Here is a 25,610-nt window from a genome sequence, read left to right on the forward strand (position 1 = left end):
CTTCTACCGATAAATATGATGCAGGATGCGGCTGGCCAGCATTTTCTCGTCCTTTACCTTCAACTGAAATTCAAGAGAATGTTGATAATACTTTAGGTATGACAAGAGTTGAAGTCCGAAGCAAAGAGGCAGATTCTCATTTAGGACATGTTTTTGAGGATGGGCCAATTGATCAAGGTGGTTTAAGATATTGTATTAATTCTGCATCTTTAAAATTTATTCCTTTAGAGGAAATGGATGAAAAAGGCTACAGTGAATACAAAAAATACGTCCAATAATGTTTGAAGATCAAGTGGCAAACAAGCTACTTGATTTTTTTTTCATATCCTTATCAATTTATGGTACAATAAAGGGAACATATGTGCAGAAAGGAAAGACTATGTACGAATATATTATTGGCGAAGTAACGGGAATTCATCCGGCTTATATCGTGATTGAGACGAATGGGATAGGCTATCAAATTGCTTCAGGAAATCCTTATCGATATAGCGGAAAAATGAATCAGGAAATAAAATTATTTATTCATCAAGTGATACGTGAAGATGCTCATACCTTGTATGGTTTTAATAGTTTAGAGGCAAAGCAATTATTTTTAAGATTAATTAGTGTGTCAGGTATTGGACCAAAGAGTGGCTTAGCTATCATGGCAAATGAAGATCACGAAGGCTTAATCGCGGCCATTGAAACTGGGGACATTACGTATTTAACGAAATTTCCTGGAGTGGGTAAAAAGACAGCTCAGCAACTTGTCTTAGATCTAAAAGGAAAACTAGGAGAGTTAGCTGGAGAATTGACTGGCGAGATGCCTATCGAACTATTCACAACGTCTGACAATCAAGCCTTGGAAGAAGCAATGGCAGCATTACAAGCATTAGGTTATAGTGAAAGAGAAATTAAGCGTGTGAACAAACTATTACTTCAAGAACCCGTCCAGTCAACCGATGATTATTTAAGAGCGGCATTGAAGTTAATGATGAAAAAGTAAGGAGTAAGAGATGACAGATCGAATGATTTCACCCGATGCAAATCAAGAGGAAGAATTTTTTGAAAAATCATTACGTCCACAATATTTTGCACAATATATTGGTCAAGATAAAGTAAAACAAGAATTGAGTATCTATATTCAAGCGGCAAAAAATCGTGAAGAATCTTTGGATCATGTCTTATTGTATGGTCCTCCCGGTTTAGGTAAGACGACAATGGCAATGGTTATTGCAAATGAGATGGCGGTTAATATCCGTACAACAAGCGGGCCAGCGATTGAAAAGCCAGGGGATTTAGTGGCTACCTTAAATGAATTAGAACCAGGAGATGTCTTATTTGTCGATGAAATTCATCGTTTACCAAGAGTCGCCGAAGAAATGCTCTATTCTGCAATGGAAGACTTTTATGTGGATATTATGGTTGGACAAGGAACAACCGCTCATCCTGTTCACTTTCCCTTACCTCCCTTCACCTTAATTGGGGCAACAACTCGAGCTGGCATGTTATCAGCACCATTACGAGATCGTTTTGGGATTATTTCTCATATGGAATATTACGAGGAAAATGATTTAAAAGAGATTGTTCAACGATCGGCTTCTATTTTTGACACAGAAATAGTTGAAGAGGGAGCGATTGAGATTGCTAGACGTTCAAGAGGGACTCCCAGAATTGCCAATCGTTTATTGAAACGTGTTCGAGATTTTGCACAAGTGCAAGCAGATGGGATTATTAATCAGCAAATTGCTGATAAAGCATTATCTTTGTTGCAAGTAGATAGTGCCGGACTTGATTTGATTGATCAAAAGCTGATTAAAACCATGATTGAATTGTATCGTGGAGGTCCAGTTGGCTTAAGCACACTTTCAATCAATATTGGTGAAGAGCGAGAAACAGTGGAAGATATGTATGAACCTTATCTTATCCAAAAAGGTTTTATCAAACGTACCCAAAGAGGTCGTGTCGCAACGCCTCTTTCTTATGAACATTTTGGTTATCCTTATCAAGAGAATTAAAAGTGAGGACTTTATATGGCAGAAAGTGTAAAAACCAAAACGATGATTGCTTCCGCATTGATTGAATTATGTGAAAAAAAAGACTACGCTAAAATCAGTATTCAAGAAATCACGACTCGTTGTGATATTAATCGTCAGACTTTTTATTATCATTTTTCTGATAAAAAAGCACTTTTACGCTGGGTGTATCACAACGATTCATTAAAATATTTGACTTCAAAGGATGTATCCTTGGATAATTGGGAAGAACAAGTCTTAAAAATGCTCAAACAAATGCAGCAAATTTCTTCTTTTTACGCCACTACACTACAAGGAGATCGTAGTATTTTGATGGATGAGTTTTTCCAAATAGTTCAGAACATGTTTCATCAACTTTTACTACAAGTAGATGAAGAGCAAGTTCTTTCTGAAAAAGATTTGCAGTTTTATACACGTTTTTTCTCTTTTGGATGCAGTGGCATCTTAGAGACTTGGATTAAAGAGGGTTTTCAAGAATCACCAATGGAAATAGCAATGGAATTATTTAGATTAGCACAAGATATCGAAGCATTTTCTTATCGTCTTTATCAAAAAAACGGAGAGGTGACAAAATGACAAAAGTTTTATTCGTTTGTTTAGGAAATATCTGTCGGTCACCAATGGCAGAAGGTTTGATGAAAAAGTATAGCGAGACTCATCAACTAGCATTAGAAATTGATTCAGCCGGTACTAGTAGTTGGGAAGCGGGGAATCCAGTTTATCCTGGAACACAAGCGATTCTACGAAGAGAAGGAATTGACTTTTCAACGATGTATTCTCGACAAATTAAAACCAATGATTTTTTCGAATTTGATTGGATTATCGGCCTTGATCATCAAAATGTGGCAGATTTATTAAGAATGGCGCCAATAGGGACCGCAGAAAAGGTTCATTTGTATATGGAAGTAGTTCCTGAAAAAGAATCCGATGAAGTTCCAGATCCTTGGTATACAGGAAATTTTGAACAAACCTATCAAATGTTATCAGAGGCGCTACCTTTTTGGCATGAACGATTTTTGAAGTGAAAATTCCTAAAGAAAAGGGGATGATTGGTATGAAAAAAAATTTAACACTTAGGCGAGTGGGACAATTTATTGTCATGACTTCAACTAAATTATTGGACAGTTTTTTTAGTGATGATGCCGATCAACGAATGGAGCAAGAGAACCTAAGAGAAATAGCGGCTACTTTGCAACAGGCAGCACAGGAAAAAAGTTTGGTGGTATTGAAGCTTGAGTCAGAAAAAGAAGTGATTTCTGGTTGGGTTGTTGGTAAAAAAGTAGGTAAAGATCAAGTAATCATCAAAGTTCAAAATAAACAAAATCAAGTACGTATTATCCAATTAGTGGATATTGAGCGTATCAGTATTCTTTCACCAGATGGAACAAATAAACGTATTACACGTTAAAAGACCTAAGTTGGCAAATAACTTAGGTCTTTTTAATATATTTATTGGTTGATAATTTTCCATACTCTTTCTTTTTCTAAGAGTAGTTCTGTGTCAGGAAGATTGGTATCTTGGATAATAGATTCAAGATAATCCAGTAAAAAAGGAACTTTTTGTTGGACTAACAATTGATAGCCTTCTGTTTCTTTCCACTTCGCCACTTCCTCGGTGGTTAAATAGTCCTCACCTGCAAAGAATTGGTAATTGATTTGTCCAACTAGTTTCGCAATGGGGATACGAATTTCTTCATAAACTTCATGCTGCAATAGGGTTTGATCGGCAAGTTGTTCACCATCGTGAATAAACAAATTTTTCATATATTCATCTAATTGCAATTCAGTGTTAGAGGAAGTATCTAAGGTTAGACGTTGATAAGCTATTTTATCAGAGTTCAAACGAAGCTCACCGATAACTTGGGGAGCAATCGCAAAGGAACCAGTGGTGATTTCAATAATAGAACTTTCTATCCCTTGTAGAATATCTTGAGCATGAATGTGCCCAGAAAATACCATAGGAACTTGATAGCTAGATAATAAAGATTCCAATTCACTTGCGTTATCCAAAACAAATCCTTTATAGACTAGCTCATTGTGTTTAAATAAATTATGATGCATGAATACTAAAGTAGTCTTTTTGTTATTTTGCGCTTTTTTAAGTTGTTTTTTAATCCATGAGAGACTATTTTTAGAGAGTTCCCCCCTAGTTTCAGGTGGCTGGTTAGATGTTTGGCTAGCATAGACATTCGTATCCAAAAAAAGAAATTGAAACTGTGGAGTAGCCTCGACAACATAACTTAGGGAGGAAGGGTCTTTTGCTTTTGCATCCTCATAACTAGGATAAAAAATATTTTGAAACTCTTTTGGACTAATTTGTGGTGTTTTTAATTGTTGTTCATCTTGGTATTCTCTGGCCCAACCATCATAGATATCGTGGTTCCCCGGAATAACAAAAGTCTTTATATCATACTCCTCTAATTCGGCAAAATAAGATGCTAGTTTTTCGGCACTTTTTTTCTCACCATTGAAGGTCAAATCTCCAGTAATAATCAAGGCATCAGGTTGGTCTTTTTTCGCTTGTTTTAGTAGAAGTTCCCAGCTTTCCTCTTGATAAAAAATATCCTTACCAGCAGATATCTTTTGCATATCTTGAATAGCTTGTCCCTGATCATGTAGTTCAGTAGTCAAAAAATGAGGATCTGAAAGAATCCAAAATGTGGGTTGTTCAGAAAATATTTCTCCATCTTTTTCTTGGATATTACCTAAAATAAATGGACTTAAAAATAAAAATATAAGAATGAAAAGATTTTTTTTCTTCATAGAAAGCTCCTTGTTTTTTTTGTTTGAATTTTGAGAATATTCTAAATTTTAATGATTAAATAGACGATATTGTGAGATTCTTATTATTTAGCTTACGCGTAAATGATTTTAAAGTAAATGTTATTTAATAGTAACTCTACGAAATAAAAACAGAATCATCATACTTTTTTCATATTTGTTGAGTATATTATATACATACCAACAAACACCCTAAGAACACTTTTTCATTTTTACTCCTTAGCCTGTCGATCCCCATCGGCAGGCTACTTTTTTTGTTATTCCACTTTTCTTCACAAGTGATTTTTTTCGCTTTTTTTGAAAACGATGAAATCCCGTTATTTCAACGTTTTTTATGGAAACTCTCATATTTTTGGCTTGTGCATAAAAAAGTGATAGTTTCTTAATTCACAATGTAGATATACTAATGAATGTATAAAGGATTTGTTCGTTTAGCGAGCTTTATTCTTATGTATTTACTAGGAGGAAATTTACATGACAAAAACAGTTATTATCGGATCTAACCATGCAGGAATCGCTGCAGGAAATGTACTGTTAGACAACTTTAAAGATCAAGAAGTAGTAATGATTGAGCGTAACAGTAATTTTAGTTACCTAAGCTGTGGAACAGCATTATGGGTAGGTCGCCAAATTGATGAAGTAGATGGTTTATTCTATACAAACCGCGAAGACTTCGAAGCAAAAGGTGCAAAAGTTTATCTAGAAACAGCTGTTGATCACATTGATTTTGAGAAAAAAGAAGTTCATTCAGTAACATCTGCTGGCGAAGAAATTGTGGAATCTTATGACAAACTTGTTTTAGCAACTGGTTCAATTCCAATTTCTCCAAATGTACCTGGACGTGACTTGAAAAACATTACTTTTATGAAAAAATTCCAAGAAGCACAATTTATTGATGGCTTATTAGCACAAGACGAATTCCAAAATGTGGCGATTATCGGTGCTGGATACATTGGTGTTGAAATGGCAGAAGCGGCAAAACGTCGTGGCAAAAATGTATTATTATTTGATGCTGCTGACCGTTCTTTACCTAACTACTATGACCGTCCATTTACTGATAACATGGATAAAAACTTAGCTGACAATGGAATCGAATTACACTTAGGTGAATTAGTTCAAGAATACAAAGGAACTGATAAAGTAGATACAGTGGTAACAGCTAAAGGTGAATACGCTGTTGATTTAGTTATCAACGCAATTGGTTTTTCACCAAACAATGAATTAGGTAAAGAAGATTTAGATTTATTTGTTAATGGTGCTTACCTAGTTGACCGTCATCAACAAACTAGTAACCCAGATGTATATGCAGTAGGTGACTGTGCAACAGTTTACTCAAATGCTTTACAAAACACAGCTTACATTGCTTTAGCAACAAACGCTGTACGTACTGGTATGGTTGCTGGTGAAAACATCGGAGGAAACAGCATTGAATCTCCAGGAGTTCAAGGATCAAATGGTATTTCAATCTTTGGTTACAACATGGTTTCAACTGGTTACTCTGTTGAAGCAGCAGCTCGTTTTGGCTTAGATGTTAAATACACTGATTTTGAAGATACTCAAAAACCTGTATTCATGAAAAACAACGACAAAGTTAAAATTCGTATCGTTTACGATGCAAATACTCGTCGTATTGTTGGTGCACAAATGGCTTCAACAACTTCAGAAATTTCAATGGCTATCCATATGTTCTCATTAGCAATTGAACGTGGAGTGACTGTAGATGAATTAGCCTTGTTAGACTTATTCTTCTTGCCACACTTTAACCAACCATATAACTACATTAATAAAGCTGCTTTAGCTGCTGAATAATAGTATTAAGAAAGCATCCGTCAGATTGGCGGATGCTTTTTTTGTGTGGTTTATAAATTTTAGTCTTCTTCGTTCCAAGCAATCGAGTCACGGACGATTGCTTCTAAAATGTCGAATTCTAGTTTTTTTACATTTTTTAGTCGGAGACAGATTTTGCCAATATTTGATTTGGCAAAATGTTCTTCGTAGCTTTTTAAAATTGGTTGGCCATTTTTTTCGCCACCAATATAAAATGAAATGTTGTTCTTTTGTGGCGCCAAACTGAGTAGACAAGTATAGATATCATCAGCCGGATTTTTTAAATCTCCGTAGCCAATAAAAGTAATCGTCCCACTAGCAATTAAACGTCTAGATAAATCAGGGAAAGTATCTTGCATCCATTGGTCTAATGTTTGGAAAAGTTCGCGATGGTTGCTTGAATCAATCAGTTCTTCAATTGTGTTTGCTTGGATATTCATTTTTTGTCCTCCAATTTGTATGTGTTAAAGGTAAGCATAGTATAGCATGGGAGGATGGAAATTGTTAATATCCAACCTACTTATTTTAGAAAAACGAAATGACATTTAGTTATTTGAAAGCTAAGCGAAAATAATAAAAAAACAGTATCAAAACGCAAACTAAAATTTCAAGTGATTCATTTTATCTATCGGTTACAAATTTTTGTGCTTGTTCTATTTCTTAGCTAGGAAGCTTATAATTTGTTTGATTAAATTGCTTCTGTAATCGAAAAAAACTATGAGGCGTCTCATTGACTTCTTGATTTTTGAAGGCTATGATGACTCCAATAAAAAATTTATGCAATAAAAAGAAGAGTACAATTAGTTTTTTCTTTTAAAGAGAGCCTCGGTTGGTGAAAAGGGGTAAGGGAAGATAGTTGGAAGATGGTCTTTTTCGCATTCAACTGTGAGTTCGAAGAATAAGCAGTTGACGGGAGTGCCCGTTATAGTGACGCGGTCTGATCTTGAGTTAAAGATTGTACTGGCAGAGTTTCTATGTTGTGAGACATAGAATAAATGAAGGTGGTTACACGAGTTCATTCGTCCTTCCAGATTAATTTCTGGGAGGTTTTTTTATACTTAAATTTAAAAAGGAGGAAGTATGAATGAAGAAAATTAAAAGGTTAAGTTCAATAGTAATTTTGGCTGCAGCCGTGGTTGGTTTAGCAGCCTGTGGCAATGACTCAGCGGAAGAAACGAAGTCAACACTTGTCAAACTAGGAGTTGTTGGTGACAGTAATGAAGTCTGGGAGCCAGTGATTGAGCATCTTAAAGAGGAGAACATTGAAATAGAGTTAGTAAAATTTACTGACTATACTCAACCAAATGAAGCTTTAGAAAATGGCGATATTCAGCTTAATGCTTTTCAAGGATATATTTTGATGGATGATTTCAATGCGTCGAATGATGGTCATCTAGTGGCTATCGGTGAAACAGTACTAAATCCGATTGGTTTATATTCGGATAAGTATGGTTCTGTGGAAGAGATTGCAGATGGAGTAGAAGTGGCAATTGCTAATGACCCTGTGAACGCTGCACGCGGACTGTTGCTCTTACAATCGGCAGGGTTAATCAAACTTGAATACGAAGAAGGAACAAATCCATCATCAGAGGATATCGTTGAAAACCCTAAGAATCTAAAAATCTTAGAAATGGAGGCAGCTCAGACAGCTCGTTCATTGCCAGATGTAGGTGCTAGTGTAATTAACGTATTTATGGCATTGGATGCAGGTTTTATTCCTAAAGATGATGCGATTTTTATTGAACCAGTCAATGAAGAGTCAAAGCCATATTATAATATCATTGTTGCAAGAGAAGATAATAAAGACAACGAAGTCTATAAAAAAATCGTAGATGCCTATCGCACTGATGAATCCAAAAAACTGATTGATGAATTATATAAAGGTTCTGTATTGCCTTTATGGTAAAACGAGGTGGGAAGATGTCGACAAATCTAACTAAAGAAGAAGCATTGAACTTATATTATGAGATGCGACGAATTCGTCGTTTTGAAGAAACAGTAAAAGAAAAAAGCGGAACAGACATTGTTGGCCCAACACATTTATATATTGGAGAAGAGGCAATTGCTGTTGGAGTATGTAGCAATCTGACAAAGGATGACTATGTGACTAGCACCCACCGTGGTCACGGTCATACTTTGGCTAAAGGTGCCAAACTGGATCGATCATTAGCTGAACTTTATGGGAAAAAAACAGGATACTGTAAAGGGAAAGGCGGATCGATGCATCTGGCAGATTTTAGTGTTGGGATGTTGGGAGCAAATGGCGTAGTCGGTGGTGGATTCAATATTGCCACTGGCGCCGCTTTGGCAATACAGCAAAGAGGAGGAAAAGAAGTCGCTGTTTGCTTTTTTGGAGATGGTTCTAGTAATCGAGGGACATTTCATGAGGCGGTAAATCTGGCAGCAAGTTGGAAATTACCAGTAGTCTTTGTTTGTGAGAATAATGGTTGGGCATCGACAACCAGATTTAGCGAAACGGGATCAATCCCGCAATTGTCTGAACGAGCGAAAGGTTATGGTATTCCAGGAATTACAATTGATGGCAACGATGTTGAAAAAGTCAAAAATGTTTCAGCTGAATTGATTCATCGTGCTCGCAATGGTGAAGGGCCAAGCATTTTGGAGTGTCTTTCGTATCGTATCGAAGGTCATTTTCTAGCTGATCCACAGTTGTATAGAACCAAAAAAGAGGTACAAGAGCAATATGAAAATAACAATCCCATCACCCGTTTCACAGAAAAAATTATTCGCCAACAGCTTGTTTCTGAAGCTGACTTGAGGGAAATAGATGACAAACTTGAGGCTGAATTGCAAGATGCAATCACCTTTGCAGAAAACAGTGTATTTCCAGAAGCAGAAGAAGCTTTGGAAGATTTATTTGTTGGGGAGGTAACATTGTATGAGTAATCGTATTATTACATTTTCAGAGGCAACTAGAGAAGCGATGATAGAAGAAATGAGAGCAGACAAGCGTGTTTTTGTTTTTGGAGAAGATATTGCCAAACAAGGAGGTATCTTCGGTCAGTTTACTGGACTAAAAGATGAGTTTGGTGAGCGTGTAAAAGATACCCCGATTTCTGAAACTGCTCTAGTTGGAGCAGGCGTCGGTGCAGCAATCGCCGGTTCTAAACCAATTATTGATCTTCATTTTGCGGATTTTATTGGTATTACGATGGATGAAATTTTGAATCAAATGGCAAAAGCACGTTATATGTTCGGTGGTCAGGCTTCTCTACCACTAGTATTGCGAGCGCCTGATGGTTCAATGAAGCATGGTGCTGCACAACATTCGCAATCGTTGGAATCTTGGTTTATGGGAATCCCGGGAATTCGTGTTGTGATTCCTTCCACTCCGGAAAACGGAAAAGGTTTGTTAAAAGCGGCCATTCAAGACCCCAATCCAGTGATTTACTTTGAAAATAAGGGGCTATTTCCTATCACAGGCCACGTTCCTAAAGGAGAAGTAATTACTCCTTTGGATAAGGCAGAAGTAGTTAGAGAAGGGACAGACGTTACTTTAGTATCGTATTCGTTAATGTTGTCCAAAGCGTTAAATGCAGCGGAGCATATTCAGAGAACTTATGGAATTAATGTAGAAGTGATTGATTTAAGAAGTATTGTACCAATCGATACAGAAACAATTTATCAGTCAGTGAAAAAGACCGGACGTTTGGTGATTGTCCATGAGGCTATTAAAATTGGCGGTGTTGGTGGTGAGATTGCAGCGCGGGTGGCAGAAAATGTTTGGGAGTATTTACAAGCACCAATTCTGCGTGTGGGGGCTAAATTTGTTCCAGTTCCATTCAGTCCGCCATTGGAAAACTACGTCTTTGCCGATGAACAGGAAATCATTGCAACGATTTTGAAAAGTGTAGAAAAACGAGAAAAGGTGATGAAATGACAAAACTATCAATCGTATTATTGCAGATAGATGTTTCATTCGGCAATCCAAAGAAGAACAGAGAGAATATTCGCCGGTGGTTTGAACGAGCTGAACTAAAGCCAAATGAACTCGTACTTTTACCAGAACTTTGGGATACGGGGTATGATTTGACTCGTCTCTCAGAAATTGCTGATAGGGACGGAGAAACGGCGCAATTATTTCTCTCGCAGCTGGCCAAAGAATATCAGGTATATATTTCAGGAGGATCAATTGCCAGACAAAGCGATGACAAATTTTTCAATACCACGTATATAGTTACACCATCCGGAGTAATTCTAGCTAGTTATGATAAAGTGCATTTGTTCCGTTTAATGCAGGAAGAAAAATTCTTGCACGCAGGTGATCAACTTGTGCAGACAACGATTTTGGGAGTTCCGTTGGCACCATTCATTTGTTATGATTTACGGTTTCCAGAATTTTTGCGAAAAAGTGCTAGCCAGAAAACAGAACTTTTCCTATTTTCAGCCCAATGGCCTACCGTTCGTATTGATCACTGGAAAAAACTCCTTCAAGCGAGAGCCATCGAAAATCAGTGTTTTGTAGCAGCGGTAAATCGTGTGGGTGAAGACCCTGACAACAAGTTTGGGGGCCATTCTATGATTGTTAATCCTCTAGGGAATATTCTTTTGGAACTAGAGGATTCAGAAGATTTTGGACGGATTGAGATTAATATGCAAGAAGTAAGTAATGTTAGAAAAGGGTTCCCAGTATTTGAAGATCGTCGAACAAACTTATATTTGTGAGGAGGAAAGGTATGATATCAAATGCTAAAATCTTGAAGCAGTTACCAACCCAGTTTTTTGCACAACTTGTTAAACAGGTCAATCAAAAAATCTTAGAAGGAAATGATGTGATTAATCTAGGGCAAGGGAATCCTGATCAAGCGACACCAGCAGGAATAGTTACGGCGATGCAACAAGCCGTAGCAAATCCTGAAAATCATAAATACTCTCAATTTAGAGGGAACCGATCGTTCAAACAAGCTGCTGCTGATTTTTACTGGAAACGGTATGGCGTAAAACTAGATCCCGAGAAAGAAGTTGCTGTGATGGGTGGGGCGAAAATCGGATTGGTCGAGCTGCCATTGGCTTTACTTGATCCAGGAGACACTATATTGTTACCTGATCCAGGCTATCCAGATTATCTATCTGGTGTGACCTTAGCTAAAGTACAGCAAGAATTAGTTCCTTTACTACCTGAAAATGGTTATTTACCTGATTACAATTCTTTAGAGGAAGAAATAGTAGAAAAGGCTAAGCTTCTGTTTTTGAATTATCCTAATAATCCAACCGGAGCACAAGCTACTAACGCATTTTTTGATGAAACAGTTACGTTTGCAAAAGAAAATGGAATTGCTGTAGTACATGATTTTGCTTATGGAGCGTTGGGGAATGAGACAGAAGCTCCAGTCAGCTTTTTACAAAGTCAAGGAGCAAAGGACGTGGGCATTGAACTGTATACCTTGTCTAAAACATTTAACATGGCAGGATGGCGGATTGCTTTTGCAGTAGGAAATCAAGCAATGATTGAAGCCATTAATCTGATACAAGACCACTTGTTTGTCGGGCTGTTTCCTGCTATACAAGAAGCAAGTGTTTATGCTTTGGAGAGTTATGAACAAGTAGATGAGTTAGTTGCCTTATACAATCAAAGACGACATGTTTTTGTTCATGCTGCTGCTAAGATTGGTTGGATTGCCTACCCTACAGAGGGGGCATTTTACGCTTGGATGCCAGTTGCAAAAGGATATGATAGCCTATCATTTGCGGAACTTTTATTGGAGAAAGCCTCAGTTGCAGTAGCACCGGGAAATGGCTTTGGAAAAGGCGGGGAGGGTTTCGTACGAATTGGTCTTCTGGTTGATGAGGAACGTTTAATTGAAGCTGTGAGAAGAATCGGAGAGTTAGGACTAATTTTTATGTAGATTGTAGATAAGAAATTAGGTAATATCGATAATCTTTTTAACCCTAAACTATTGACAACGACCTTCACAGATGATATGATATAAAAGTTGAGAAATGAAAGCAGAAGCACCCGCTTCTCGCCTAAGTGAGAAAATTACTGGGCAGAATAGGATTCCGACTAAACGATTTAGTGTGGAGTACGTGCGGGTTCTTGTAGAAGAACTCGTTTTTTTATTGTCATTTCGACAATTCTTTCTTTCTCTCAAATAACTTGGAGGTGAATGACCATAGCAAAGGATATGATGGTAAACGACGGCATTCGTGCACGTGAGTTGCGTTTGATTGATCAAAACGGTGAACAACTTGGAGTGAAGACAAAAGCAGAAGCGTTAAGTATTGCAGAGAGAGCAAACCTAGATGTAGTTTTAGTAGCTCCTAATGCAAAACCACCAGTTGCGCGAATCATGGATTACGGAAAGTATCGTTTCGAACAACAGAAAAAAGAACGTGAAGCTCGTAAAAAACAAAAAGTAATCAACGTTAAAGAGGTTCGCTTAAGTCCAACGATTGATGTGAATGATTTCAATACTAAACTACGTAATGCACGTAAATTCCTTGAAAAAGGCGATAAAGTGAAAGCTTCTATCCGTTTCAAAGGCCGTGCCATTACCCATAAAGAAATTGGTCAGAGAGTCCTAGATCGCTTGGCGGATGAAACTACTGATATTGCAACAGTAGAACAAAAAGCGAAAATGGATGGTCGCAGCATGTTCTTAGTGCTTGCACCTAAAAACGACAAGTAGATAAGAGACTAACTGCTCAGTCAGTCAACAGTCAGATAACGAAAGATTTTGAGGAGGAAATTAGTTATGCCAAAACAAAAAACACACCGCGGATTAGCAAAACGCGTAAAACGTACTGGTTCAGGCGGATTGAAAAGATTCCGTGCGTTCACAAGTCACCGTTTCCACGGTAAAACAAAGAAACAACGCCGTCAATTGCGTAAAGCAAGTATGGTATCAAGTGGCGATTACAAACGTATCCGTCAACAATTAGCAAGAATGAAATAATCCATACGCGATTAGACTTTACAAAATTAAAAAAATTCAAGAGAAGATTCATTAGGAGGAATTAAACATGGCACGTGTTAAAGGTGGAACTGTAGCTCGTAAGCGTCGCAAAAAAATGCTTAAACTAGCAAAAGGATATTACGGTTCAAAACATACTTTATTTAAAACAGCTCAAGAGCAAGTAATGAAATCATATAGCTACGCATATCGCGATCGTCGTCAAAAGAAACGCGATTTTCGTAAATTATGGATTGCACGTATCAACGCTGCAGCTCGTATGAATGGCTTAAGCTACTCAAAATTAATGCACGGTTTGAAAGTTGCTGAAATCGACATCAACCGTAAAATGTTGGCTGAATTAGCTGTACATGATGCTTCTGCATTTACTGCATTAGCTGACCAAGCTAAATCTGCTTTGTCAAAATAATCAATGACTGATTGCTCCCTACTCATTTGAGTGGGGAGTTTTTTGTATGCTATAATAAATCAATTTATAGCATATGTTTAGGAGGGAATCACATGCAAGCAATCAATTTTGTTGTGTTTGATGGTTTTGAGGATTTAGATTTATTTGGCGTTGTTGGAACGTTAGGTAAATTAAAAGATGTGTACGAATTAAACTACTATTCTTTAAATGGAGGAGAAATTACGAGCAATCAACAAGCGATTATTGTAACTCAACCATTTACTGAGATTGATTCTACCGGTATCCTTGTAATTCCTGGTGGACAAGCGACCAGACAATTAGTTAATCGTTCTGAATGGATAGCTTCTTTAAAAAAATATTGTGAAAAAGCCTCTTTTGTTTTGACTGTCTGTACGGGTTCGGCATTATTGGCAAAAACAGGGTTGATTGATGGGAAACCAGCAACGAGCCTTCGATTGGGTCGTGTCTACGAATGAAAAGGTTTTGTGGCAGCGTAAAGCTCGTTGGGTGGTTGCTGATAAATATTATACCTCTTCAGGTGTGGCAGCAGGAATGGATATGGCGTTGGGTTTTGTAGCTAATCAACATGGGAAAGAGATTGCTAAAAAAATTGCTGACAGTATTGAATATGTTTGGAATGATAAAAGTGATGAAGATTTATTTGTCGGAGAATAAATTGAAGTAAAACATAGTTTTTTTGATGAAATTCTAACTAATCTATAAGATCAGCGTTATAATAATAAAAAAGCCAATTTGTTAGGAGACATATCATGAAACTATACAAAAACGATCGAATTCTATTTTTAGGAGATAGTATTACTGACAATAATCGTGAATATGGCAATGATTCTAGTTTGGGTTTAGGCTATCCGTTATTAACTTCAGCTTTTCTCTATAGTCAATATCCCAAAGGAAACTTTACCTTTTTTAATCGAGGAATTAATGGGCATCGAATTGATGATATTTTAAATCGTTTAGAGAAGGACTGTTTAGACTTAAAGCCAGATGTACTAGTCTTTTTAATCGGAATCAACGACACGTGGCACAATCTAGAGAATGAGTCATTTGGAACGGTAGAAGAGGCTGAGCGCTTCAAAAAAGCGTATCGTCGATTTCTAGAAAGAGTGACTCAGGCAGGTGTTCAACGTATTATGATTCTAGAGCCTTTTGTTTTACCATGCCCACAAGAGCGTATGCATTGGCGGAAAGATTTAGACCAAAAGATTGCGGGAATTCGTTATTTAGCAAGTGAATTTGGTTGTGAATATATTCCATTGGATGGGATTTTTGCGGAGCGAATCATCGCAACGACTCCTAGTTATTACGCCGAGGATGGTGTACATCCAACAATTGCCGGAGACGGTGTGATTGCACAAGAGATTTTAAAGCGTTGCGAATATATAAGTGAATAAAATGAACGATAGCCTGCTCGATATCGAGCAGGCTATCTAACTAATAAATATTTATCTTTTAAAGTTGTGAGGGTACTATTACTAACTATTCCTTATTTCTCATTCAAACAATGTATTCCCTAACCTCTAATACATCCTTGTAACCCTTTAGTTACGCCAGTGAGATTAAATTTCATAAAAACAAATGAAAGCTTTGCTAAAAAATATCTTTCGTATCTGTTTATTATACCATACTTAGGAATTTTGTTGTTATTTGGTGATTCCTCGTTTAATTTTATCTATATCTAAAAACCAGTAATCTTCGGCTGCACCTTTTAGAGCAGTGAAGGGAATAGCAATTTTGTTTTCTTGTGCTAATTTTTCTAATAAGTAATTGCGTAATATCCAAGGTTCTTCGAGAACGCCAGTTTCAAGGTGTAAAATTTTATTGAGATAAGCAGGTGTTGAATCTAATTCTAAAGCAATTTTTTCTAAGGAATAACCAAGTAATTCAATATTTTGCTGGAACTCTTGGATGGTGGCTTTCTTTTGCGATGCAGATAAAGACATAAAATCCCTACTTTATTAATTCTTTTTTAAAACAAATAATACGATTCACTTCGATAAATCCATAGTGTAAGTGGAAGTGATAGCTGAGAAAATTATCCAGTTCACAGTCACTGGCAAACTCCGTGCAACCTTGGTGTTTGGCCCATTTTTGACAAGCGGATAATAACTCACCAGCAATGCCCTGTCGGCGATGTGAGCCTTCAACATAGATTCCTTCTAAATAACCTACAGGTGAACTGTTAGTCCCCTCAACATAGTCCTGTCGTAGCTGACATTGGGCGAATCCATAAGCATGCCCTTCTTCTATAAAAAGAAAGATAGCTGAATTAGACTGAGTGAGTAAATTTTGATACTCTTCAAAGTAGTTTTCTTCAGTACGTCCCCAAAGCTTAACGATGATATGCAAGAGGGCTGCTAAATCATTGATAGTTGCTTGAATAATCATTTGTTTACTCCTTGTTGTTTCAAACGACGACGATACATATAAAAAAACTTCGGTGGAAATTCATAACCAACTGTAATACCGATGGCAATAGCAATGGCAATTTGAACCACTCTGACTAAAGATTGAGCAGCAATTGATGAATCACCAACGAAAAATTCATAGGCAAAATTATAAATGCCTAAACCAGGTACTAAGCAAAAAATCCCACAAATTAAGAAAATGGTTACTGGTGCTCTTAAACCAAAAGAAGCTTCTCTTGAAAGAATAATCAAAGCAACCGAAGAAACAAAGGTCGCAAAAGTTAGTTGATTACTCAAATAAAAGACAAGTAAATAAACACCCCAGCCTAAGCTACCGATTAGTCCACAATAAAAGTAATATTTTCTTGGTGTGTCAAAAACAATAGCAAAGGAAATAGTTCCAATAAAACTAGCAAGTAATTGTAAAAAAATATTCATCATAATTGTACCGTCCATATATAGTTAGAAAATAAGATTCCCATCCCGACACCAATTGAAATAGACATGGCAGTAATTACCGCAAACAGAATTTGTGTCCATCCCGACTGATAATCTTCATCAAATAAAGCCCGTATCCCATTTGAAATGGCAACTCCCGGAAGCAAGGGGATAATGCCACCTGTAATCAACATATTCAAATTAAGTGTTGGAAACAATAAAACCAAAATAGAAGCTAAAATACTAACTAAAAAACTACTCGTTACGTAAATGATAATCGGTGACAATTTCATTTTTGGGATGAGATAAATTGTGTACAGTGCTAAGAATCCCCCTAATAATAAGGCACCCGCTGCATCAACCAACGTTCCTCCAAAGACATAACAAAAACTAGCACTCCCAAAGATAAAAGCCAAAATTTTTAATCTAGTAGAACTGTAAGACTCTGTTTTGATTGCTTCTAAGCGTGTCTTGGCTTCTTCTGGACCGATTTTACCTTCTGTAATATGTCTGGACAAAGTATTAATCGCATCAATTCGTCCTAAGGAAATTGGAGAAATAGGCGTATCTCTCACCCTTGCTCTGACAGTAGAATCTTGGTGTTGATAGGTAAGGAAAACTCCGTGGATGGACACATAGCTATCAAAGTTATCTAGCTGAAAGGCTTTAGCTACATGAGAAATGGTCAATTCTACACGTTTGATTTCTGCACCATTTTTTAATAAGGTTTCGCCAATATCGTAGACGAGGTCAAAGCGTTCTTGTTCCTTCAATTCAACTTCCTCCTGAGAAATATTTCTAACTGCAGTGATTTTATCACTTTAGTAGTAAATTTAGCAAAAATTCTTTATGATAAAGTTAAAATTTAGGAAGGCTGTGAAGAAAATGAAAAAGATTTATCCATGTTTGTGGTTTGATGATCAGGCGGTAGAAGCAGCAGAATTTTATACTTCGTTATTTCAAGACAGTTCAATAGATAAAGTGATGTATTATATGGATGATGAGCACAAGCCTAAAGGTTCGGTACTGACGGTTGATTTTACCTTGGCGGGGGGACGATTTATGGCATTAAATGGCGGCCCAGAATTTATCTTTTCACCAGCAACTTCTCTTTTTGTCGATTGTGAGACCATCGAAGAACTAGAGAAAATTTGGCAAGCTTTGTCAGTGGAGGGAACAGCTTTAATGCCTCTACAGTCTTATCCATTTAGTGAGTATTATGGCTGGATACAAGATAAATATGGTCTTTCTTGGCAACTAAATCTAGCTAAAATTCCACAAAGAATCAGTCCAGCATTCATGTTTGCCAATGAGCAGTTTGGCAAAGCCAAAGAAGCTATGGAATTTTGGATGTCTATGTTACCAAAGAGCTATATAGTTGAAGAAGTTGTATCAAAAGGGAATATTCAACAAGCATTATTTACTCTGTCAGAAAAATCCTTTAGAGTGATGGATAGTGAACTTGCACATGATTTTGATTTTACGATGGCTTTTTCCATTTGTATTGATTGTGAAGATCAGGCAGAGATCGATTTCTTGTGGGAGAAACTAACAAAGGATGGCAAAGAAGGTCCTTGCGGTTGGGCGGAAGATGTTTACGGTCTTTCTTGGCAAATTACTCCTGCTAAATGGAATGAACTAGCAGACGATCAGAATCTTGAAAGAGCCGCAGCTGTTATGCAGGCATTGTATGGAATGAAAAAAATTGAGATTGATAGATTAGAGGAAGTATATCATCAATTTGATTAAGAAAAAAAGCCAAGTAACTTTCCAAACTGGGGAGATACTTAGACTTAGTATTTGGCTTCTTCTAATCTTTTTACATGACCACCGATTTTATCAGCAAATGCTTGAGATTGTTTCTTATCTTGGAAAAGCAACAATTTATCTGGGGATTTGTCACGTGTCCGTTGACCATTTTTAGTGATATAGCCATGAAATACTTTTACAACGTACATGGTATTATTCTCCTTTCAATTTTAATCTAATCTAAATTATACGTAGTAGACAGAAAAAATCAAAAAAAACGTATTCATTTTAATGAATAACTAATAATTGTACAAAAAATCACATTTTTTTTAAAGAAATTAATGCGTTGCCTGTGCATAAGTTGCGAATGTTTGATGAAACTCTGGTGCAACCTTCTTTAAGTGAACCAAACGTTGAGCATCTCGACTCATGAAACAGTGTTTGCTAGAGCCATTTGTCATCAGTTGTTCTTCTTTATTACGAATTTCATAAGTGAAATCTAAGCGTGTTCCAGTATATTTTTCAACAAAAACATCAATTCGAACTGTATCTCCATAATGAATCATATTTTTATACTGAGCCGTCACTTCTAATACAGGGACGATTAAGCCAGCTTCTTCAATTAGCTGATAAGGTAATCCTAGAAAGGCTAAAAAATCTACACGAGCTTCTTCAAACCAACGAATATAGTTCGAATGATGAATAATGCTCATTTGATCGGTTTCATAATAATGTGGACTACGAGAATAGCCAGAGTATTTGGTCAAAATTATCACTCACTTTCAATATCTTATTACTAGTGTATCGGTGGAAGTCTTTAGATGCAAGTGATTGTTGGTACAAACATCTTTAAAAATGTTACTGGTTTTAAAACTTCCAGTTCAACTGTCCAAAAAAGACACTCATTGCAGAAGACCGCTCTGAGCCTCTAATGAGTCTCAAAGCTTTCGGCGTTCAAACGCGGTGTAAGAAGCAGAAGTTCACTACTTCCAACACTGCGTAATTCATCCTCATCTATAGTCTGTGATGAGTGTTTTTTCTCCCAATTAAACTTCCAGTTTTTGACAGATTGTTTATTAAATATTTAAAGAACCAATATTTTGCAGAAACTGTAAAAACAAATTGGGAAAATTCCTAGTTGTGTGTTAAAGAGCTGAATGAATTACTCTGACTTAGTGCGTGATTTTTACATTTAGTCAGAGTTTGTACAGAGACTCATAAGAGGTTCCTATGGTCTCATACAACAAGGAATCTTTAAGTTACAAGTAGTTCACATTGACTCCTTTTCACGGTGACAGCTAGATAGATTTCAAAATTTCTGTAGGTTAAATAGATGATTACGTACATGAAAAATAATTACAGAAATGAGTTCAATAGTTACTACTGTCAATCAATCTTCAGCGTAAACGTTGAGAGAGGCTTGCGTTGTCGCCACTTCAAGAATTCAATGTGAACAACGCACAGTTGCCAATTGATTGGCTTACTGTGCGTGTGAAGCTTGAAAGCTCCGAGACTACAGGCTTGGAGCGGTTCCGGGCTGACCTAAGCAAGCCTCTCTCGCAGTGAAGCGTCAAGTTTCGTGCGAATAGTAACAAAAAATGGAAATTTTCTGAAATAATTGGTTTAAGAACTTGACTTTTCGCCTTTGATACTGTAATTTATAACTAATATCGTTAAAAAGCCAGTGAAAGAAAAAGTACGTTACCAGTGACCTTTTAAGAGAAAACTACCTAGGCTGAAAGTAGTTTAAGTCCTGTTTCAGAAAAGACACTCTGGAGGCGAGTGCGTGCAAAGCCACTCCGCGAGCGAGCGTTATTCGCATGAGGAAAGCTAAAGAAATAATAAGCTTTCAAATTTAGGTGGTACCGCGTGTAATTGACTCGCCCTTGTGAAGACAAGGGCGATTTTTTTTGTTTTTAAGGCCAAAATTGAATCGGCAACATGGAATAAATAAGGAGGAAGCAAGATGAACTATCAACGCCCAAAAGGCACCAATGATATTTTACCAGGGGAATCAGAAAAATGGCAGTTTGTAGAAGAAACCGCTCGATTATTATTTAAAGATTACCAATATAATGAAATTCGTACGCCAATGTTTGAGCACTATGAAGTAATTGCTCGTAGCGTTGGGGATACAACAGATATCGTTTCAAAAGAAATGTATGATTTTTACGATAAAGGGGAACGTCACGTTACTTTACGACCAGAGGGAACAGCACCGATTGTTCGTTCTTATGTAGAAAATAAATTATTTGGACCAGAACATGCGAAACCATATAAAGTATTTTATACCGGTCCGATGTTCCGTTATGAACGCCCACAAAAAGGACGTTTGCGTCAATTCCACCAAATTGGAGTAGAAGCCTTTGGTTCAGAAAATCCAGCAACGGATGTTGAAACAATGATTATGGCGATGGAATTTTTCAAACAACTAGGAATTGAAGAAATCCGCTTGGTACTTAACTCTTTAGGAGATAAAGAAACTCGTCAAAATTATCGTCAAGCGCTGATTGATTATTTGGAGCCTCATCAAGCAGAACTAAGTGAAGATTCACAAAGACGTTTGCATGAAAATCCACTAAGAGTGTTAGACAGCAAGGACAAACGAGACAAACAGTTTGTAGCGGCTGCCCCATCTATTTTAGATTATTTGTCACCAACTTCTAAAAAGCATTTTGATGAAGTGATTCAAATGCTAAATACTTTAGAAATCCCTTATGAAATTGATACCAATATGGTTCGTGGATTAGATTATTATACAGATACGATTTTTGAAATCATGAGTGATGCAAAAAGAATGGGTGCACAATCCACGATTTGTGCAGGAGGACGTTACAATCAATTAGTCGAAGAACTTGGTGGACCAGAAACCCCAGGCTTTGGTTTTGCGATGGGAATAGAACGTATTTTACTTGTGTTAGATGCAGAAGGTGTAGAGCTTCCCGCATTTAATCAGGTAGATGCCTATGTGGTTAATCTTGGAGAAACAACCAATACCGAAGCTTTAAAAGTGGTTCAAGGGATTCGTAATGCTGGTTTTTCAGCAGATCGTGATGTTATGAACCGTAAAGCAAAAGCTCAATTTAAAACAGCGGACAAATTAGGTGCAACCTTAGTCTTAACCTTAGGGGAAGACGAATTAGCTGCTGGCATGATTAATGTAAGAGTAATGGCAACTCGTGAAGAAAAACAAGTACCATTAACTGATATTTATGAAAATTTCGCAACAATCTATGATGAAATGACAAAAGGAGAGTAAATAAATGGCTAAACGCACAGTTTATTGTGGCCGAGTTTCTGAAGAACAATTAGGTCAAAAAATTACATTAAAAGGATGGGTGCAAAAGCGCCGTGATTTAGGGGGCGTAATTTTTATTGATTTACGTGACCGTGAAGGGATTGTGCAGGTTGTATTCAATCCAGAATTATCAAAAGAAGCATGGGAAACTGCGGATACTTGTCGCAGTGAATATGTTATTGAAGTAACAGGTGAAGTGATTAATCGTACGCCAGAAGCAATTAACCCTAAAATGGTTACAGGTGCTTATGAAGTTATGATTGATCAAATTACTATTTTAAGTAAAGCAAAAACACCACCATTCCCAATTGAAGAAGATGCCAATGTTGGTGATGAAGTTCGTATGAAATATCGTTACTTAGATTTACGTCGTCCAAACATGACAAAAAATCTTATGACACGCACAAAAATTACCCAATCTGTTCGTCGTTTCTTAGATGACAATGATTTCTTAGATATTGAAACACCATATTTGGCGAAATCAACACCAGAAGGCGCGCGTGACTATTTAGTTCCATCTCGTGTCCATCCAGGGCATTTTTATGCATTGCCACAATCACCACAAATCTTTAAGCAATTATTGATGAACGCTGGCTTTGATCGTTACTATCAAATCGTTCGTTGTTTCCGTGATGAAGATTTACGTGGCGACCGTCAACCTGAATTTACACAAATTGATATTGAGACATCTTTCTTAACAACAGAAGAAATTCAAGAATACACAGAACAAATGATTGCGAAAGTAATGAAAGAAGTAAAAGGAATCGATGTGACTGCACCATTCCCTCGTATCAGTTGGGATGAAGCGATGAATCGTTATGGTAGTGATAAACCAGACACTCGTTTTGCAATGGAATTGATTGACTTGTCAGATACAGTCAAAGATATTGATTTTAAAGTATTCCAAATGGCTTTAGAAAATGGCGGAGTGGTTAAAGCATTAAATGCTAAGGGCGCTGCTGACAAGTATTCTCGTAAAGATATGGATAACTTAGGTCAATATGCTGGTCAATTTGGGGCTAAAGGTTTGGCTTGGTTGAAAGTTGAAGAAGACGGTCTAAAAGGTCCAATCGCTAAATTCTTAACGGAAGCAACGGATGCGATTGTTGCAGCAACAAATGCTGAAGTAGGCGATTTACTAATGTTTGGTGCTGATAGCTTTGAAGTTGTTGCCGCAACCCTTGGAGCAATCCGTACTCGCTTAGGAAAGGAATTAAAATTAATTGACGAAACAGCCTTCAACTTCTTATGGGTCGTTGATTGGCCGCAATTTGAATATGATGCAGAAGCAGGACGTTATGTATCGGCTCACCATCCATTCACGATGCCAAAGGCGAGTGATGTGGAATTATTAGCTACTGATCCAGCTAAAGTCTATGCTGAAGCTTACGATATCGTATTAAACGGCTATGAATTAGGTGGTGGTTCTCTACGTATCCATGATCGTGCAGTTCAGGAGCAAATGTTTGAAACATTAGGTTTTTCTCGCCGTGAAATGCAAGAACAATTTGGTTTCTTATTAGATGCGCTAGATTATGGCTTCCCTCCACATGGTGGAATTGCTTTAGGCTTAGACCGTTTAGCTATGCTTTTAGCAGGTGAAGACAATATTCGTGAAGTGATTGCCTTCCCTAAAAATGGTAAAGCAGTAGATCCAATGTCTGCAGCACCAAGTTCAGTATCACCTTTACAATTATTTGAACTAAATATTGATGTGACAACTGTCGAAGAAGACTAAACTTAGACGGAAGACGGGCCAAAAGTAATAGTTTTACTAAGAAACTACATTTGAAAGTCTTCCGTTTTATTTTGATTTTTATCTGATTTATACTTATTCTATAAGGAAAAATTTAGAGAGAGGGAAATTATGAATCGTCTATTTAAACTATTGCCCCATCCTGATTATGCGATGAAATTTTCATTTTCAGTGGTGTATGCAATCTTAGCTTCTGTCGCAGTCAACTTTTTTTATCAACCAGGAAGAATTTATTCGAGTGGCTTAACAGGGATTGCTCAAATAGTCTCTACCTTGTCACAAAGTTGGTTTGGTATGAATATACCAGTATCTTTAGCATTGCTATTATTAAATATTCCATTATTTTTAGTTGGCTGGTTTAGAATTGGTCACAAATTTACTATATTTACAGGCATTACGGTTGTCTTGACCTCGGTGTTTATGCAAATTATGCCCAACGAAGTTTTGACGACAGATCCAATTATCTGTGCAATCTTCGGTGGAGCCGTGATGGGTGCTGGGATTGGTTATGCACTAAAAAATGGCTTGTCTTCCGGTGGATTAGATTTTATTAGTATTGCTATTCGTAAAAAAACGGGAAAAACAATTGGTTCTATTTCAATCATTTTTAACTTTTTTATTTTGTTAGCTGCGGGCATGTTATTTGGCTGGCAATCTGCATTGTACAGTTCCTTAGCTATTTTTGTTTGTGGAAAAGTCACCGATGCCGTTTATACAAAACAAAAGAAAATGCAAGTTATTGTTATTACTCGTCATCCAGATAAGGTCATTCAGGCTATTCAGAAAAAAATGCGACGAGGAATTACTATTATCAATGAAGTCGAAGGAGCCTTTCATCACGACAAACAAACGGTTTTATTAACAGTCGTTACTCGTTTTGAAATGCCGTTATTACGCCAAGCAATGAAAGAATCCGATGAAAAAGCCTTTGTTAGCATCGCTGACAATGTTCAAATTCTAGGTCGTTTTTATGAAGAAGAACTTTAAGTGAAAAAAATAAAAAATCTCTTGAACAAAAAAATGTTCAGGAGATTTTTTGCGTATATATAGGGGAGGAGGTGAAGGATTGGATATTCAGACATTATCCGATGAACTAATTCGTTATGGAAAAGAGCAGCAGATGCAAGATCTGTATATTTACGCATCCACAGAAAAAACAAGCTTATTATTTCGTCGGCATGCAGTGAAGGAAGAGTATCGACAAGTTCCATTGGCGACTGCACAACAATTAATTTCTCGTTTTAAGTACTTAGGGCAAATGGATGTCGGAGAAAAACGCAAGGCACAACTTGGAGCGATTACGTATTCTCTTAAAGAGGAGGTGCAGAGATTAAGAATATCAACAGTCGGAGATTATCGTGGTCAAGAAAGTATGGTCATTCGTTTTTTACATGATTTAACAAGTGTGGAGCACTTTTTTCCTGAGGATGCCAAATTCATTCAAAATAAAATTCAGCAGAAGGTTGGTTTGTATTTATTTAGTGGTCCAACAGGTTCAGGAAAAACAACTTTTATGTACCACTTGGCTCGGCACTATCACGGGCAGGTCATTGCGATTGAAGATCCTGTTGAAATTGAGGAAGCCGCTTTTTTGCAATTACAAACCAATGAAAAGATTGGCCAAACGTATAATCAATTAATTAAACTTTCCCTCAGGCATCGTCCAGATTTATTAATTATAGGGGAAATTCGTGATGGACAAACGGCTCACGCAGCTATTCGAGCAGCTTTAACCGGACATACGGTCTTAGCTACGGTGCATGCAAGAGGTGTTGTAGAAACCTATACTAGATTCACTGAACTGGCAAATAGTGAGGTGGATTTAAAGCATTGCTTAAATGGGATTATTTATCAAGAGCTTTTAATGGATTCTTCACAAGCGATGAAAACTTTATTTGCTTACAAATTTTACACAGGTCAACAAGAAGAAGTAATTTGGCAAGAACGTTATCAAAAAATTCAACAGTAGGTGAATA

Annotated in this window: 31 protein-coding genes and 2 other annotated features (1 of these 33 only partly in view); of the genes, 23 read left to right on the forward strand and 8 right to left on the reverse strand. The window is 37.0% G+C overall.

Annotated elements, in window-relative coordinates; genetic code table 11:
• From msrB to AC4BBX_RS11140, 6 genes are all read left to right on the forward strand, one after another.
• Positions 1–278, forward strand: the 3' portion of a protein-coding gene (gene msrB, locus AC4BBX_RS11115) for a peptide-methionine (R)-S-oxide reductase MsrB (protein ID WP_490453884.1). It extends 160 nt beyond the left edge of the window; 278 of the gene's 438 nt are visible here — the last part of the coding sequence; its start codon lies beyond the left edge, outside the window; its stop codon occupies positions 276–278.
• Positions 279–379: 101 nt separating this feature from the next.
• Positions 380–985: a Holliday junction branch migration protein RuvA gene (gene ruvA, locus AC4BBX_RS11120; protein WP_490453885.1), complete on the forward strand. Its 606-nt coding sequence runs from the start codon at positions 380–382 to the stop codon at positions 983–985.
• 10 nt (positions 986–995) lie between these two features.
• Positions 996–1,997 (forward strand): Holliday junction branch migration DNA helicase RuvB, encoded by a 1,002-nt coding sequence (ruvB, locus tag AC4BBX_RS11125; RefSeq protein WP_490453886.1) that lies wholly within the window; start codon positions 996–998, stop codon positions 1,995–1,997.
• A gap of 15 nt (positions 1,998–2,012) precedes the next feature.
• Positions 2,013–2,591 carry a TetR/AcrR family transcriptional regulator gene (locus tag AC4BBX_RS11130; RefSeq protein WP_490453887.1) on the forward strand — a complete coding sequence of 193 codons (579 nt, stop codon included), beginning with the start codon at positions 2,013–2,015 and terminating at the stop codon, positions 2,589–2,591.
• Positions 2,588–3,040: a low molecular weight protein-tyrosine-phosphatase gene (locus tag AC4BBX_RS11135; protein WP_490453888.1), complete on the forward strand. Its 453-nt coding sequence runs from the start codon at positions 2,588–2,590 to the stop codon at positions 3,038–3,040. Before AC4BBX_RS11130 ends, AC4BBX_RS11135 begins: the two co-directional genes overlap by 4 nt.
• 29 nt (positions 3,041–3,069) lie before the next feature.
• A complete protein-coding gene (locus AC4BBX_RS11140; RefSeq protein ID WP_490453889.1) occupies positions 3,070–3,423 on the forward strand; it encodes a hypothetical protein in 354 nt (117 codons plus the stop codon).
• Positions 3,424–3,464: 41 nt separating this feature from the next.
• On the opposite strand, the gene AC4BBX_RS11145 is transcribed toward AC4BBX_RS11140, so the two are convergent.
• On the reverse strand, positions 3,465–4,778 hold the full coding sequence (locus AC4BBX_RS11145; RefSeq protein WP_490453890.1) for a metallophosphoesterase: 1,314 nt from the start codon (positions 4,776–4,778) through the stop codon (positions 3,465–3,467).
• Positions 4,779–5,270: 492 nt separating this feature from the next.
• Between AC4BBX_RS11145 and nox the strand changes: the two genes are divergently transcribed.
• Positions 5,271–6,605, forward strand: a complete 1,335-nt coding sequence (nox, locus tag AC4BBX_RS11150; protein WP_490453891.1) for a H2O-forming NADH oxidase — start codon at positions 5,271–5,273, stop codon at positions 6,603–6,605.
• Between the two features lie 59 nt (positions 6,606–6,664).
• Here nox and AC4BBX_RS11155 read toward each other — a convergent pair whose 3' ends face one another.
• A complete protein-coding gene (locus AC4BBX_RS11155) occupies positions 6,665–7,063 on the reverse strand; it encodes a DUF1801 domain-containing protein (protein ID WP_490453892.1) in 399 nt (132 codons plus the stop codon).
• A 644-nt stretch (positions 7,064–7,707) separates the two neighbouring features.
• Between AC4BBX_RS11155 and AC4BBX_RS11160 the strand changes: the two genes are divergently transcribed.
• From AC4BBX_RS11160 to AC4BBX_RS11210, 11 genes are all read left to right on the forward strand, one after another.
• Complete coding sequence (locus AC4BBX_RS11160; protein WP_490453893.1) at positions 7,708–8,529, forward strand: MetQ/NlpA family ABC transporter substrate-binding protein; 822 nt, start codon at positions 7,708–7,710, stop codon at positions 8,527–8,529.
• Between the two features lie 14 nt (positions 8,530–8,543).
• A complete protein-coding gene (locus AC4BBX_RS11165; RefSeq protein WP_490453894.1) occupies positions 8,544–9,530 on the forward strand; it encodes a thiamine pyrophosphate-dependent dehydrogenase E1 component subunit alpha in 987 nt (328 codons plus the stop codon).
• Positions 9,523–10,524 carry an alpha-ketoacid dehydrogenase subunit beta gene (locus AC4BBX_RS11170; RefSeq protein WP_490453895.1) on the forward strand — a complete coding sequence of 334 codons (1,002 nt, stop codon included), beginning with the start codon at positions 9,523–9,525 and terminating at the stop codon, positions 10,522–10,524. Before AC4BBX_RS11165 ends, AC4BBX_RS11170 begins: the two co-directional genes overlap by 8 nt.
• Positions 10,521–11,309, forward strand: coding sequence for a carbon-nitrogen family hydrolase (locus tag AC4BBX_RS11175; protein WP_490453896.1), 789 nt, complete (start codon positions 10,521–10,523; stop codon positions 11,307–11,309). Before AC4BBX_RS11170 ends, AC4BBX_RS11175 begins: the two co-directional genes overlap by 4 nt.
• Positions 11,310–11,320: 11 nt before the next feature.
• Positions 11,321–12,490, forward strand: coding sequence for a pyridoxal phosphate-dependent aminotransferase (locus AC4BBX_RS11180; protein WP_490453897.1), 1,170 nt, complete (start codon positions 11,321–11,323; stop codon positions 12,488–12,490).
• Between the two features lie 92 nt (positions 12,491–12,582).
• Positions 12,583–12,711, forward strand: a sequence feature (ribosomal protein L20 leader region).
• A gap of 40 nt (positions 12,712–12,751) precedes the next feature.
• Positions 12,752–13,273, forward strand: coding sequence for a translation initiation factor IF-3 (gene infC / locus AC4BBX_RS11185; protein WP_490453898.1), 522 nt, complete (start codon positions 12,752–12,754; stop codon positions 13,271–13,273).
• A 66-nt stretch (positions 13,274–13,339) separates the two neighbouring features.
• Positions 13,340–13,540: a 50S ribosomal protein L35 gene (gene rpmI / locus AC4BBX_RS11190; protein ID WP_490453899.1), complete on the forward strand. Its 201-nt coding sequence runs from the start codon at positions 13,340–13,342 to the stop codon at positions 13,538–13,540.
• 67 nt (positions 13,541–13,607) lie between these two features.
• Positions 13,608–13,967, forward strand: a complete 360-nt coding sequence (gene rplT, locus AC4BBX_RS11195) for a 50S ribosomal protein L20 (protein WP_490453900.1) — start codon at positions 13,608–13,610, stop codon at positions 13,965–13,967.
• 92 nt (positions 13,968–14,059) lie between these two features.
• Positions 14,060–14,443 (forward strand): DJ-1/PfpI family protein, encoded by a 384-nt coding sequence (locus AC4BBX_RS11200; protein ID WP_490453901.1) that lies wholly within the window; start codon positions 14,060–14,062, stop codon positions 14,441–14,443.
• 7 nt (positions 14,444–14,450) lie between these two features.
• Positions 14,451–14,642 carry a hypothetical protein gene (locus AC4BBX_RS11205; RefSeq protein ID WP_490453902.1) on the forward strand — a complete coding sequence of 64 codons (192 nt, stop codon included), beginning with the start codon at positions 14,451–14,453 and terminating at the stop codon, positions 14,640–14,642.
• A 95-nt stretch (positions 14,643–14,737) separates the two neighbouring features.
• The gene (locus AC4BBX_RS11210; protein WP_490453903.1) at positions 14,738–15,379 is read left to right on the forward strand and encodes an SGNH/GDSL hydrolase family protein; all 642 of its coding nucleotides are present in this window, start codon (positions 14,738–14,740) and stop codon (positions 15,377–15,379) included.
• A 249-nt stretch (positions 15,380–15,628) separates the two neighbouring features.
• On the opposite strand, the gene AC4BBX_RS11215 is transcribed toward AC4BBX_RS11210, so the two are convergent.
• The 4 genes from AC4BBX_RS11215 to AC4BBX_RS11230 are packed head-to-tail and all read right to left on the reverse strand — an operon-like array spanning position 15,629 to position 17,604.
• A complete protein-coding gene (locus AC4BBX_RS11215; protein WP_490453904.1) occupies positions 15,629–15,928 on the reverse strand; it encodes a DUF2316 family protein in 300 nt (99 codons plus the stop codon).
• A gap of 7 nt (positions 15,929–15,935) precedes the next feature.
• The gene (gene aac(6'), locus AC4BBX_RS11220) at positions 15,936–16,373 is read right to left on the reverse strand and encodes an aminoglycoside 6'-N-acetyltransferase (protein ID WP_490453905.1); all 438 of its coding nucleotides are present in this window, start codon (positions 16,371–16,373) and stop codon (positions 15,936–15,938) included.
• Positions 16,370–16,834 (reverse strand): threonine/serine exporter family protein, encoded by a 465-nt coding sequence (locus AC4BBX_RS11225; protein WP_490453906.1) that lies wholly within the window; start codon positions 16,832–16,834, stop codon positions 16,370–16,372. The genes aac(6') and AC4BBX_RS11225 overlap by 4 nt, the downstream gene beginning before the upstream one ends.
• On the reverse strand, positions 16,831–17,604 hold the full coding sequence (locus tag AC4BBX_RS11230; protein WP_490453907.1) for a threonine/serine exporter family protein: 774 nt from the start codon (positions 17,602–17,604) through the stop codon (positions 16,831–16,833). The genes AC4BBX_RS11225 and AC4BBX_RS11230 overlap by 4 nt, the downstream gene beginning before the upstream one ends.
• 112 nt (positions 17,605–17,716) lie before the next feature.
• Between AC4BBX_RS11230 and AC4BBX_RS11235 the strand changes: the two genes are divergently transcribed.
• Positions 17,717–18,580: a VOC family protein gene (locus tag AC4BBX_RS11235; protein WP_490453908.1), complete on the forward strand. Its 864-nt coding sequence runs from the start codon at positions 17,717–17,719 to the stop codon at positions 18,578–18,580.
• Between the two features lie 44 nt (positions 18,581–18,624).
• On the opposite strand, the gene AC4BBX_RS11240 is transcribed toward AC4BBX_RS11235, so the two are convergent.
• On the reverse strand, positions 18,625–18,789 hold the full coding sequence (locus tag AC4BBX_RS11240) for a hypothetical protein (protein WP_490453909.1): 165 nt from the start codon (positions 18,787–18,789) through the stop codon (positions 18,625–18,627).
• Between the two features lie 129 nt (positions 18,790–18,918).
• Positions 18,919–19,347 (reverse strand): acyl-CoA thioesterase, encoded by a 429-nt coding sequence (locus tag AC4BBX_RS11245; protein WP_490453910.1) that lies wholly within the window; start codon positions 19,345–19,347, stop codon positions 18,919–18,921.
• Positions 19,348–20,255: 908 nt separating this feature from the next.
• Positions 20,256–20,471: a binding site (T-box leader), on the forward strand.
• 75 nt (positions 20,472–20,546) lie between these two features.
• Between AC4BBX_RS11245 and hisS the strand changes: the two genes are divergently transcribed.
• The 4 genes from hisS (at position 20,547) to comGA (ending at position 25,603) form a co-directional block, all read left to right on the forward strand.
• On the forward strand, positions 20,547–21,839 hold the full coding sequence (gene hisS, locus AC4BBX_RS11250) for a histidine--tRNA ligase (protein ID WP_490453911.1): 1,293 nt from the start codon (positions 20,547–20,549) through the stop codon (positions 21,837–21,839).
• A 4-nt stretch (positions 21,840–21,843) separates the two neighbouring features.
• Positions 21,844–23,616 (forward strand): aspartate--tRNA ligase, encoded by a 1,773-nt coding sequence (gene aspS, locus AC4BBX_RS11255; RefSeq protein ID WP_490453912.1) that lies wholly within the window; start codon positions 21,844–21,846, stop codon positions 23,614–23,616.
• 129 nt (positions 23,617–23,745) lie between these two features.
• Positions 23,746–24,621 carry a YitT family protein gene (locus AC4BBX_RS11260; protein WP_490453913.1) on the forward strand — a complete coding sequence of 292 codons (876 nt, stop codon included), beginning with the start codon at positions 23,746–23,748 and terminating at the stop codon, positions 24,619–24,621.
• Positions 24,622–24,700: 79 nt separating this feature from the next.
• Positions 24,701–25,603: a competence type IV pilus ATPase ComGA gene (gene comGA, locus AC4BBX_RS11265; RefSeq protein WP_490453914.1), complete on the forward strand. Its 903-nt coding sequence runs from the start codon at positions 24,701–24,703 to the stop codon at positions 25,601–25,603.
• Positions 25,604–25,610 lie beyond the last annotated feature (7 nt).

It is taken from the genome of Enterococcus sp. AMC1157 (assembly GCF_058216555.1).